This is a genomic window from Planococcus sp. MSAK28401, assembly GCF_018283455.1.
GTDB classification, from domain to species: Bacteria; Bacillota; Bacilli; order Bacillales_A; family Planococcaceae; genus Planococcus; species Planococcus alpniumensis.
In genome coordinates, this window is sequence record NZ_JAAMTH010000001.1 from 2,410,676 (window position 1) to 2,423,125 (window position 12,450).

General features: G+C 46.7%; 11 protein-coding genes. 4 read left to right on the forward strand and 7 right to left on the reverse strand.

Features of this window, described 5'->3' with window-relative positions:
* Window positions 1–12: 12 nt before the first annotated feature.
* Window positions 13–3,192, reverse strand: a complete 3,180-nt coding sequence (locus G3255_RS12325; RefSeq protein ID WP_211654727.1) for an ATP-binding protein — start codon at window positions 3,190–3,192, stop codon at window positions 13–15.
* 518 nt (window positions 3,193–3,710) lie between these two features.
* Here G3255_RS12325 and G3255_RS12330 point away from each other — a divergent pair.
* A complete protein-coding gene (locus G3255_RS12330; RefSeq protein WP_211654728.1) occupies window positions 3,711–4,469 on the forward strand; it encodes an NRDE family protein in 759 nt (252 codons plus the stop codon).
* 148 nt (window positions 4,470–4,617) lie between these two features.
* Here G3255_RS12330 and G3255_RS12335 read toward each other — a convergent pair whose 3' ends face one another.
* Window positions 4,618–5,103 (reverse strand): SRPBCC domain-containing protein, encoded by a 486-nt coding sequence (locus tag G3255_RS12335; protein WP_211654729.1) that lies wholly within the window; start codon window positions 5,101–5,103, stop codon window positions 4,618–4,620.
* A 97-nt stretch (window positions 5,104–5,200) separates the two neighbouring features.
* Here G3255_RS12335 and uvsE point away from each other — a divergent pair, with 97 nt between their 5' ends.
* On the forward strand, window positions 5,201–6,073 hold the full coding sequence (uvsE, locus tag G3255_RS12340) for a UV DNA damage repair endonuclease UvsE (RefSeq protein WP_211654730.1): 873 nt from the start codon (window positions 5,201–5,203) through the stop codon (window positions 6,071–6,073).
* Between the two features lie 44 nt (window positions 6,074–6,117).
* Here uvsE and G3255_RS12345 read toward each other — a convergent pair whose 3' ends face one another.
* Both G3255_RS12345 and G3255_RS12350 read right to left on the reverse strand, forming a co-directional pair.
* Window positions 6,118–7,386 (reverse strand): ATP-binding protein, encoded by a 1,269-nt coding sequence (locus G3255_RS12345; protein ID WP_211654731.1) that lies wholly within the window; start codon window positions 7,384–7,386, stop codon window positions 6,118–6,120.
* A gap of 69 nt (window positions 7,387–7,455) precedes the next feature.
* On the reverse strand, window positions 7,456–7,944 hold the full coding sequence (locus G3255_RS12350; protein WP_211654732.1) for a sigma-70 family RNA polymerase sigma factor: 489 nt from the start codon (window positions 7,942–7,944) through the stop codon (window positions 7,456–7,458).
* Between the two features lie 237 nt (window positions 7,945–8,181).
* Between G3255_RS12350 and G3255_RS12355 the strand changes: the two genes are divergently transcribed.
* Complete coding sequence (locus G3255_RS12355; RefSeq protein WP_211654733.1) at window positions 8,182–8,619, forward strand: competence protein ComK; 438 nt, start codon at window positions 8,182–8,184, stop codon at window positions 8,617–8,619.
* A gap of 90 nt (window positions 8,620–8,709) precedes the next feature.
* On the opposite strand, the gene G3255_RS12360 is transcribed toward G3255_RS12355, so the two are convergent.
* Entirely contained in the window at window positions 8,710–9,219 is a 510-nt protein-coding gene (locus tag G3255_RS12360; protein ID WP_211654734.1) for a GyrI-like domain-containing protein, read from the reverse strand.
* Window positions 9,220–9,540: 321 nt separating this feature from the next.
* Here G3255_RS12360 and G3255_RS12365 point away from each other — a divergent pair, with 321 nt between their 5' ends.
* Window positions 9,541–10,734 carry a LysM peptidoglycan-binding domain-containing protein gene (locus G3255_RS12365; protein ID WP_211654735.1) on the forward strand — a complete coding sequence of 398 codons (1,194 nt, stop codon included), beginning with the start codon at window positions 9,541–9,543 and terminating at the stop codon, window positions 10,732–10,734.
* A gap of 79 nt (window positions 10,735–10,813) precedes the next feature.
* On the opposite strand, the gene G3255_RS12370 is transcribed toward G3255_RS12365, so the two are convergent.
* Both G3255_RS12370 and G3255_RS12375 read right to left on the reverse strand, forming a co-directional pair.
* Entirely contained in the window at window positions 10,814–11,371 is a 558-nt protein-coding gene (locus G3255_RS12370; protein ID WP_211654736.1) for a DUF4126 domain-containing protein, read from the reverse strand.
* Between the two features lie 148 nt (window positions 11,372–11,519).
* Window positions 11,520–12,422: a hypothetical protein gene (locus G3255_RS12375; protein WP_211654737.1), complete on the reverse strand. Its 903-nt coding sequence runs from the start codon at window positions 12,420–12,422 to the stop codon at window positions 11,520–11,522.
* Window positions 12,423–12,450 lie beyond the last annotated feature (28 nt).

Here is a 12,450-nt window from a genome sequence, read left to right on the forward strand (position 1 = left end):
CCCTCCCATGTGTTAGTATCTCAAGGGCAGGGCAATGATGAATGTGCTGCCTGCGCCTTCTTCGCTTTCCGCCCAGATTTCGCCTTTATGCGATTGGATGATTTCTTTGGCAATCGCAAGGCCGAGCCCGCTTCCTTTATAATGGATCGATTCATCGATTTTGAAGAACCGGTCGAAGATATGCGGCAATGCTTCTTTTTGGATGCCGCACCCATTATCTTCTACACGGATGATCAATTCGCCATCCGCTTCCGTTTCATCCAGTACATTTGCGCTTTCCCGGATGGATGCAGACAAGGTGATGCGCCCTTCTTCCGGCGACGTGTGCTTGACCGCATTCCACAACAAGTTGGAGAAGACTTGATCGACACGGTCCACATCGACCAAAAGCTGCCAATCCGCTGGCTGTTCTTTTCCATTCGGCCCTTCAAACCGGAAGCGCCTGCCGCTTTGTACAAGGTCCGCTTCCATGGAGGCCGCAATCCGCTCCAGCCACTCTTTCAACTTCAGTTCCTCGAAACGCAGCGTCATATTCCCGGATTTGTATTTCGACAGTTCCACCAAATCTTCCGTCAAGCGCTCCAGCAATAGCAACTTTTTGTGAATCATATCCAAATAGCGTGGATTATTCTCTTCAATCAAACTTTCTTTCACCGCTTGTATATAGCTGTGGATCAAGGTAATCGGCGTGCCCAGTTCATGTGAAATCGCCGAGAGCATCTCATTGCGTGATTTTTCGACTTCCTGGATTTCGTCATTCACCGTCAACAAGTTCATATTGGTGATTTCCAAAGCCATCGTCCGCTCTTTGACATTGCGTTCAAGGAAGAAATTCAAATTGGTGATTTCCTGTGTCATGCTGCGAAGCGTGGCAAGCGTTTCGACCCTCATGAGAAACTCTTCGACATCGCATGGTTTCACCAAATAATCGTTGGCCCCTGCACTGAACGCATTGGTCTTTTCCTTGACTCCTTCTTTATCTGATAGCATCAAAATCGGTAATTCCGTTAATGTCGCATTGAGCCGGATGCGGCGGCACAATTCGTCCCCCGCCATATCCGGAAGCTCATCGTCGAGAATGACCAAATCCGCCTGCCGGTTCTCCAAATGCACAAGAGCTTCTTCGCCGCAACTGACGCCTTCCGCTTTATAGCCTTCTCCTTTAAGTTGATGGACCAGCATCAGCCGGTTGACTTCTTCCGCTTCAACAACAAGGATGCGCAAGCCTTTTTTGACGTTCTTTTCTTTGACCAGCGAGTCTGCCAGCTGCGAAGCTGTCAGTTCCCTGATTTCTGTCGGCGACACAGTTTCCAGTTCCTGTTCTTCTGTAAGCGGCAGCGTGAAGGTAAAGGAAGAGCCTTTGCCAATGGCCGATTCTGCCTTCAGCCAGCCACCCTGCATTTCCACCAGCCTTTTGGTGATTTTCAGGCCCATCCCGATGCCCAGATGAGGGGTTGTCGAAGTGCCGATCGGGTCAAACAAGCTATCCAGCTGCTGTTCTTCCATCCCGCTTCCCGTATCTTTGACCGTGATGGCGACTTGTTTTTTAATGATTTTTGCAGAAATCGTAATATCGCCGCTTTCCGTATGCTCCACCGCATTTCCCACAAGATTGTAGAGCACTTGGCGCACCCGTTCCGGATCGGCGATTGCTTCCGGGAAATCAGCGGGGATTGTATGTTTCAAGTTGACTTCACTCGATTTCAGTAAAGGGGTGCATAAGCGGATGACTGAATCCGCTATGGCTGGAAGTTTCACTTTTTCCAGATGCAAAGACAGCATATGATGTTTCGACCCTGAAAAATCCAATGTTTCATTGATCATCCGCGCCAGCTTTTTGCCGCTTTCAGAAATCGTCTCCAATTGCTGGATAACGGAATGGGGCATTTTGCTATAGGCGGATTCCTGAAGAGATTCCGCAATTCCGACCATCCCATACAGCGGAGTCCGCAAGCTATGTGAAGTAATGGCGAGCAATTCATCTTTGCGTTCATTGACTTGCCGGAGCCTTTCGATTTCAATGCGCTGCCGTTCAGTAGAATTGCGCTCACGCTGGAGCCTTTCCTGCTCCCTGATTTTCTCTTTATCCCGGAGCGCTAATGCAGCGAACAGGACCGCAAAGATACCTAAAAAGAAAATCAAACCCTGAGCTGCTATCGTAATCGGCAAGATTCCCGAGACATAAAAGGCATTCAAAGCAGCCGAAACTGAAAAGAATATTAATGATACCGAATAATAACGGGCATGCACCAATCCCCTTTTCATGCCATAAGCCGCCAATAATAAGCTAACAGCCAATGTAGAGCTGAGTGCCAGCACGAGCAAGAGCCTCGCCCATTCGAGCGAAATGAATAAAGTAGTCAAAACCACTGCATTGAATATGAGCAGCGACTTGATCATGCGGTCCGTTTCAGGCAAATGGCGTTTCGTATTCAATAAGCCTTCCGTCAGCAGCGTCACCGACAGTGCTGACAGCCCGACCATGAAGAACACGCTATGCCCGTTCCACAAATCCAGTTCTGGCCAAATCACATCCAAACTCAAGCCGGCTGCAGAAGAAAAAAGGAAGAACGCCGTGATGGCATAAATGACGAAATACAAGTAGGCGCGCTGCCGGATTACAGTAAAGCGGTGAATATAATAGAGCAAAAACATTAACCCGAGCCCGCCAAGTACACCGACAAACGCGACCTGCTCCCTGGTCTGGCTCTCAAATGCTTCCCGATCCCAAACGGTCACCGGCAGTTGAATCGGCGCAGAAGATTCAACACGCATCCAGTAAACGATCGATTCACCTGGAGGCGGTGCTATCGGAAAAACTGCCGTTCTGTGGATGATCTCCGCCTCAACTTCCTGGCCTGCCTGCTCCACTGTGAATCCGCCTTCGCCGTCAGCTGTATAGAGGCTCACTTCGTCGACGCTCGAAGACCCTAGTTCAAGAAGCCATTCCGTGTTTGTTTGTGCCTCGTTTTCCACTTCAAGCATGAGCCAGTAAACCGATGAGCTAAACCCGATATTCAACGGTGTATTGCCAGCGGGCATGAAGTTCCAAAGATATGGCGGTTGTTCAATATCCGTGATTTGCAAACTGCCTGATTCGTCTTCAAAAACAGAAAGCCGGCTGCCCGCTGCAATTTTTTCTTTCCCATCATCCAGCAAGAGCTGGCGCCCAGAATCCGCCGATATGTTCATGCCACCCCAGAAGATTGCCCCACAGCATATAAGGAAAAAGAATAGAGCTGAGCTTATGTTCCTGTTGAACTTACTCATGGCATCGCACCTCTTTTTTCCAAATTATCAGATATTTAAGTTTTCGACCTTTTCTTTGCAATTAAAAAGAATAAGAACAAAGAATAATCATTATACCTAAGCCTAAAGATTTACTTTGATAATTATAAATACATTTTATGTATATTAAATAGGTTTATTGATTTAACAGAATTATATCATTTATCACAGGAAAAGAAAACCATTTTAATTTCCGAATATTCAAATATACATTTCGGACTACATTAACTCTCATATTTTCTTAAATCGCATCTAAAGTATCAAAATACTTGGCATAGTCAATCCAATTGGCTACATCAGCTCAACTTGCAAGCATTCTATAAGCCAAGCTCATCTACATCCGCTATAATGAAATCAGTTTCATGCACTTGAACTAATTTTTCGTTCATTTCCTGACCGGACTGCAATTAGGAGGGACTATTGTGTGCTTAATCAATTTGCAATTCCAGCAGCATCCCCGCTATAAGTTAATCGTCGCCGCAAACCGCGATGAATTTTACGGACGCCCCGCCGCACCGGCCCATTTCTGGGAAGATTCGCCGGGAATTCTCGCCGGCCGAGATCTGAGCCAGATGGGTACTTGGCTCGGTGTCCATAAATCGGGGCGTTTCGCCGCGCTGACCAATTACCGGGATCCTGAACATATGGCAGCCGGCGCCAAATCACGCGGCGAGCTGGTCACCCAATTCCTCGATGGCCAAATCTCTCCGGAAGATTATTTGCGGGCGATCGATGACCAGGACTATGCTGGATTCAATTTAATCGCAGGCGATGCCGAAGGACTGTATTATTACAATAATATTCACGGCGAACCGGTGAAAGTTCCGCCGGGCACGCACGGGTTAAGCAATCATTTCCTGAACACGCCTTGGCCAAAAGTCGAACGCGGAAAAGAAAAGCTCGAAGCCTATGTATCGGTGAATGAACAATTGGAACTCGACCGCCTGTTTGAAATTCTAGCGGATGCGGAACAAGCGCCCGACCACCTCCTCCCACAAACCGGCGTCGGCCTGGATTTGGAGCGTGCTTTGTCGCCAATGTTCATCAAAATGCCCGACTATGGCACACGCTCAGCCACGGTATTGCTCATCGATCATGACGGGCTAGTCACTTTCGCTGAGCGAAGCTACGAAAATGGCGAGTTTCAGGAAGACCGTAAATACGAATTCCGGATTTCCTGAAGCAACAGATGGCTTAACAATCCATCTCGGCACTTTTACCTTTTTGCCCATGAGCGACTTCATACACCTAATCCATCCCTAAGAGACCAATCTTCATTTAAAAAACGAACGACCCCAAGCGGATTGCCCGCTTGGGGTCGTTCGTTTTTTATGCAAAATCGACGCCCATGCTTTCGAACAAGCGCTTATATTCAGGATACCAGCGCTCCCATTCAGACGTGCGCTCAATTCCGCGGCCATCCAAGATCGCTTCCATAATATCCAAGGCCACGTGCCAACCAGCCACGTCTTTCGGGGTTTGGCCGGTAATGTCAGGCAAAGTCTCGACCATTTTCACTCTCGTTCCCTGGCCATCCGGGCCAAGTTCAAAATGCACATGGTCGTCTCCCCATTCAAAAGCTAGAACCTCGCCTTTTTTATAGTCAGTAATGGGAAATTCTTTCTTTTTCCCATGCCCCATGTCCAGCGTCAAATGGCCATCTTCGCCTTCCTTCTCTACTTGAAGACCTGAAAACCAGCGATGGATTTTGTGGTTGTCTGTCAGCATTGCCCACACTTGCTCAGGGGAGTGCTCAAAATATCTGTCGAATGTAGCGTTGTAGCCGGTAGGATTTTTGGTGATTTCTGCTGTCATTGAAATTCCTCCTCCACTCGTCTTTACCAATAGTATACCCAAGTTCCGTGTGTTTTCTACGTAAATCGGGTATATTGTGCGGGAGGAGCTGAAAACGATGAAATTAGGATATGCATGCATGAACACCGAGCTGAAAACGGTTTTTCGCACATTGCGTCTAGCCACAGCTGAAAAAGAAGGCGTCGAAAAAATTAAAGAATTGACAATCCAAAATATGGAAACTACTTTAGAAGTCATTCGCTGGAATTTGGAGCAAGGCATTCTTTTTTACCGCGCCTCCAGTTCCATCGTCCCGTTATCAACACATCCGATTAATGATTGGCGCTGGTGGGAAGATGAAGATTTCCTGGCGATAGCTGGAGAGATTCGCCGGTTGGTCAATGAGCATGGAATCCGGGTTTCTGTACATCCCGGGCAGTATACGGTCTTGAATTCGCCTAAGCCCGAAGTAGTCCGGAAATCGATCGAAGACCTTGAATATCACGACAAACTGATTCAATTGCTTGGTGGAACAGATATCATCTTGCACACAGGCGGTGCATATGGCGATAAAGAAACTGCCAAACAGCGTTTCGCAGAAAATTATTTGAAGTTATCCGATAGCATTCGGCAGCGGCTAAGGCTTGAAAACGACGACAAAACATTTACATTGCGCGATGTGCTCGATGTACACGCCATGTGCCATGTGCCAATTTGTTTCGACATCCACCATCATAACTGCAATAATGACGGAGAGCCGGTCGATTTCTCGGAAATTCTGGCTACTTGGGAAGGATACGGCCGCCCTAAAGTCCACATCAGTACTGGCCGCGAAGGATTTACTGATCTGCGCCATCACGACCTGATTTCGGAAGAAGATTTCAGTGAATTGCTGAAGCTCGTGGAAGGCTATGAAGTCGATATCATGTTTGAGGCAAAGCTAAAAGAACAAGCAGTCTTGCCATTTCTCCATAAACTCCAAAACCAATAGAAAAACCGCCTGGGCAGCCGTCAATTAGCTATCCAGGCGGTTTTCTATTTATTCGGCAGTTTCGGGAATTCTAATGTAAACTTGGTGCCTTTGCCGACTTCTGATTCGACGGTAATTTCCCCGCCCATTTGATTGAGTATGCTGTAAGTGACCATGAGCCCAAGCCCTGTCCCTTTTGACTTATTGGAAAAATACGGTTCTCCCAGTCGCTTGACCTGCTCTTTTGTCATGCCCACCCCTTCGTCCTGGATGTGCACACAAACCGTTGGGGCAGAAGTTTCAAGCTCGACCTGCAGCTTTCCGCCTTCTGGCATCGCTTCAATGCCGTTTCGGATAATGTTCACTAAAGCCTGATGGAGCTTTTGGGAATCACCCAAAATCGGGCTGGATGCGTCAGCACCCTGCACTAAAATCTCAACATTCCTGGCATTGGCATAAGGCGTCATGATTTTGATGACATGGGATAATTCAAGTTCCACTTCGATGCGCTTCATTTCACCATAAACCGGTTTTGCATAGATCAAGTAGTCGTCGATTAAGTCTTCGGCTACTTTGATTTCTTCTAGAATAGTCTGCTGGAACTCCAATTGTTTCGCCCGCGGATATTCATATTCCTGAAGCAGCTGGACAAATCCTTTTACGCTTTGCAGCGGATTGCGCAGCTCATGAGACACGGCCGCAGCGAAATGGCTAACCGTCTCCATCTTTTCATGGCGCATGAGCGAATTATATAAATACTCCTGTTTTTGCAAATGCTCGATGAGCAAAGCAGTCAATATAATGATGCCGCCTTGATTGAGCATGAGCATGAGCCAAATTCCAATGAGGTTGTGGATCGGATCCCCGAAGAAAAAATAGCCTGCAAACATATTGAATAACAGCGACACAATCGAAATAGAGAAAACAAGTGCAGCTTTCCACCAGCGATTGACTTTTCGGTAAAGCGGCCCAAGGAAAGGCACGCCTGCCGCCACTAACAGCTGGTTCAAGATGGCAATATACATGCCGTCCCCGCCAATGGCTATGCGCCCCACAGCCGATACCACGAACAACACTGCACTGACTAGCGGCCCACCGTATAACGCACCGACAATCATTGGTACTTGCCGGAGATCGAATATATAATCTTCTGTGAGAAATTGATATGGAAACACCATGCACAGGATGATGGAAATGGAAAACATGACTGTCATGGTAATCCGGTGGCTGACGAAGAAGTTTCGCTGCCCGGCTGTCGCAAACATCTGGTAGAGGATAATCGGAAAAATGATGAAGAAAATATTATTGATCATGCCCGTCATCATCGCTTCCATGGGTGCACCTCCCTTTACCGTTTCAGATTACTATTATACCGATAACTCCCCCTCTCCTTCCAGCTATTTTTAGCGATCTTTATACGGATGGTCAATTGCCGCCCTTATCTTCGTCAAGGTCCGCTCCCTGCGCTTCTTCATACCAGATAAAGTGACCCCATAATGTTTTTGCAATTCTGTCAGACTGTAGCCATCTATATACATCTCCTGGAGCAACCGCCGTTCTTTCTGGCTCAATAAAGCCGCATCCAGCCAATCCGGCAATTTTTCAGCTACCCACTCTATCGCTTCTTCTTCCTCAAGGAATAAATCGGAGTTTTTGACCTTCTTGCCTCCTTTTTGGCGCCTTGTCAATTCGTCTTTCATGGCGCCTTTGATGCTGCGATAGGCAAACGGCGCAAAATGGCCGATTTCCGGATCATGTTTTTCCCACGCTTGCCACAGCGCGATAAATCCAAGCTGGCGGAATGCGTCATAATCGGTATAGATATTCAATTTGCGGATAAGCGAGGAGATCATCGGTGCGTACTGTTCGGCCACTTCCGTAAAAGCTTCCATCTTCTTTTCCTTCTGGACATCCTGTTTATTCCCGGGTGAGTACAGCTTATGAGAGCTTCCTTTTTTAGTACAGATTAGAATGTGAATAGTAATGCTTTTAATTTGGATAATAAAACCATTTTATAATACTTAAGTTTTTAATAAATTCCATAATAATTACAATTATATGTATATTACTATTGATTCATTAAAAGAGAAATGATACGATTTTCATACAAACCAAAGGAGAGACACGGAATGAAAAATTGTGGCGATTTACAGGTTGATCGGGACGTCTTATTTCTCGAATCATGGTACGAGACAGGAAGGCGTTCACGCATCACTACTACATACGGCGTCTTCTATTCGCCCGACGCGCCGCTAACTTTGATCGATAAAGCATCTATGTTGTTCGCTTTCCCTAACGGCAGACGTGCAAAAGCTACGCGTCATAACCTCAAGATACATGGGGAGAACATCATTTTATTCTCAAATTGCGGGCTTGCCGCCTACCCGACTCACTCTCCTTGCCAATTGGGGTGTGTATGGATCTTCAATCACCGCTACAAACTGGAGGCCATCTCATCCATCAGGACACGTATCATTTACGAACGCTTCGGGATCTCCAAAGAAGTCGATGCCTCTATCCATAACTTATCCAAACAGAGGAAAAGGCTGCATGAAATAATTTTTTAATGATAAGAAAGCAGCGTTTCCATCAGCTGAACCCATAAAGAAACCACGCCGTCTGCCGGCAGAATCCGGCAAATGGCGTGGTTTCTTTTTTTATGCGGCATGATCAGCGAGCAACAAAATAAACAACTCAATCGCCCAGTCATCCTGCCTTTCTTTTTCTAGCGGGTCGGTAACAAAAAATGCCATATGTCCATCCCATATCTTTGTTTCAGCTTCGTAACGCAGTGCCGCGGAAAGCCCTTCCCTTTCCAGCCAGCCCGCCAGTTCATCTGTAGACGCCCAAAGTTCTTTCGCGGGACCATGGTAAATAGCGTGGGCAAAATCCCCTCCTGGCAAATACCCCGATAGAATGCGTTGATCCTCAGCCAGCAGCTTTTTTGTCGGAATGCCGACTTCAATCAGCCGCTGGTCATTGTCATCCATGCACCAGAAGCGGATAAACGGCAGCCCCGCAGGCGATTCATTATGCGCACTCAACCACGTCAACACTTCAGCCGCTAGCTCAGTCGTTTTTCCAATATGGCTTGAAACCCTGACTTGAATGCCGACATATGGCTGTTCTCCGCGCGTCTCAATGTTCGGTTCATTTATATAACGCATGTACAAGCTCCTCCCGTTCCATCATTTGCTTCTCCATACCCGCCGTGAGACTTTTTCAGTCCAAGCGGCATTCCACTAACTCAGCTGTTATTTTTCAGTTTGCCTGGAAGCTTTCATTACCTAGGAAAGATTTATTGTATCCCATTCAATATTTACTGAATTTTCAATCAATAATATAGTTTTTGTATGATAATGTGATATAATAAGACTATAAAAATGAACGTTTTAAAGATTATAAAATTTTCATGTGCCCCGAGACATACAAATCTTTTCCAAATACATAAGCCGTCTGTCGGCTAAATCAAATAAGAGGTGAGCAGAATGTTATCCAGATGGAGCAAATTGCTAGCGATCACGGGGTTATTGCTCTTTTCACTGCTGTCGTTCACAGGCCAGGCCGATGCCGCAGCCTCAACTTATGTCACAAAAGGCAATACGACGAGCAAAGTGGTCGCTTTAACTTTTGATGATGGATCCGACGGAACGAACATCAATAAAATCCTCGACATCCTGAAAACCAATAATGTTAAAGCCACTTTCTTTCTAACTGGTTCCGGCATCAACCATCATCCGAGTTGGATCCGCAACATCGCTAATGCAGGACATCAAGTCGGCAACCATTCCTATTCGCATCCGGATTTCACAAAGATCAGCATTGCAGCCATGCAAAGTGAACTCGCCCGAACGGAAACCGCTTATAAAAACGTCACAGGCAAATCGACGAAACCTATTTTCCGAGCTCCATTCGGCGCCTCCAACGCAACCGTTTTAAAAGGAGTCGGTGATGCGGGTTACACACATACGATTCAATGGAATATCGACACCATCGATTGGAGAGGCCTATCGTCCACAGAAATCACCAATAAAGTCGTCAACAATATCGTGCCAGGCTCCATCGTTTTGATGCATACCGGCGCGGGAGCTTCCGGAACACCGGGTGCATTGCCTGGCATGATTAGCAAACTGAAAGCGAAAGGCTATAAATTTGTCACCGTTTCCGAACTGTTGAAATTGCCTCCAACAAGCGGAGCGACTTATACAGTCAAAGCGGGCGACACGCTATACAGCATCGCCAAAAAATATAATGTCACTGTTGCCGCTCTAGCAAAAGCCAATAACATCACCAATTACAATTTGATCCGTGTCGGCCAAGTCTTGGTGATTCCAGGAACCACTGCCCCCACACCACCGCCGTCCACAACTGTCAAATACACCGTCAAAGCCGGCGATACACTATATAGTATCGCGAGTAAATACAATACGACTGTTGCAGCCATTGCATCTGCCAATAAAATCACCAACACCAATCTCATCAGCGTCGGGCAAGTCTTGATCATTCCAGTTAAACAAGCACCGCCGCCAGTGACGACCGTCAAGTATACAGTGAAAGCGGGCGATACACTTTACAGCATCGCCAGAAAGTACAATACGACCGTCACTGCAATCGCCAAAGCGAATAACATCACCAACGTTAATGCCATTCGCGTCGGCCAAGTGCTGATCATCCCCCGCTAACAATTGACATAAAGAAAAAGCCATCCTCGGATGGCTTTTTTGTATTTCCTGATTGATAAAATATTGATTCCACAGTGAATTAAGCCGGGCTTTTCCTGTACAAAAATCGTTTATACAAACGAAAAATAACAATTGCCATCACTAGCAAAAAAACGATGGCCAGCACTGGCACAAAGAAAATCAAAATCGGCGCAATGGTGGCGGTGACATCCTCAGCAACCGAGATAGCCGGGCCCATCAACGCTGTATCGCTGACCCCTTTCACTGCCGTCAAAGTCGCATGAGAAGCCGTAGCCACACCGCCGCCCCCAATAATCGCGATTGCCCATTCCAGAAACGGGTTCATATCGCCTATAAACGATGCCGTCAATAAAATCCCTGCCAGGGCCGCGACCGGCGTGGAAATCAATTTCATAAACGACCCGACTGCTGGAATATAATTGACCAGAACTTCGAATATCGTGGCTGCTCCGAACGCAATAAGCGCCGGCGTGCTGCCAACCCAACTGAAACCTTCAGACAAAGTGATCCAATCCACCCGTTCGAAAATCCCTGTTATCAATAATGGGGTGAAAATACGGAATCCGACCGTCGCGCTCAACGCCAGGCCGATAAGAACCGCCATGACCATTTCCATTTAACCACCTCCAGAAATCTTCTCCTTACCGATTCCATACCCTTCTGGAAAACAAACTAACTATATGAGCTGAAAACACACGAGCCATCCTCATTAAAAAAGGATGAAAAAGGATTCCCCTTTTCATCCTTCCACCGAAACGGCTCGATTATTGTTCGTCCATCATCATTTGATAATGGATGAAGTCAAAGAAATGCAAATCGCCCGGTAACTCTTCTCCTGCCAGCGACTCGGCACGCTGAACTGCCTGTTTCGCAAATTCGGATTGATCGATCCGTTCGAAATACTGCCATAGGTAATAATAGACCGCCAATGACTCGTAACCGACAGTCGGCTTTCCTGTTTCCCGCTCGTATCGACCGGCCACTTGCCCTTGGTTAACCCATTCCTCAATCAGCCAGTTCTCGAATTCCGGAGATTCAATGCCCCGGTCATAGCGATTGACCGCAATCAATAATTGGTCAATCATATGGACTTCGTCGCTTTTCACATACCGTTTTTCATCGAAGTCATAATACTCAGGAAAAAAAACTTCAGTTTCCCCAGCATCCAGCATGGCAAACGATTTGGGAAGTACGGTCATTTCGTCGATCAGATAGCTGAGCGTAAGCCGGTTGCCTGCAAGCTGATAGGACCAATCATAATAATCTACGGCTATGCCGCCCTGATGTTGACGATCTTCAATCGCAGATGAAATTTTCCTGGAAAGTTCCAAATAGCCTGGTTCTGCAAACTGTTCTGCCGCGCCTTCCAAAGCCGATGCGATGCGCACATCATCGATCAACGCATTTACATTCGCTTCCTCGTATAAGCGCCAAGGAATAAACACCTGGCCACCTGTTTCGATTAAGAAACGTTCTTGCAAAATGGCCGCCTGCTTCGCAAAATTTTCTTCATCTTCAATTTGAAGCAAATACTCCAAATACAAGCCGAGACTTTCCGATAAATATTCAGATTCCCGGTTGTCTGGGTAGGCATGGATGACCCCATCATCATTTACGTAATGGGAATCGACCGTTTCTTGAACTGTAGTTCCTTGTCCATTGACCATTCCGCACCCCCCACTTACAATTGCCAAA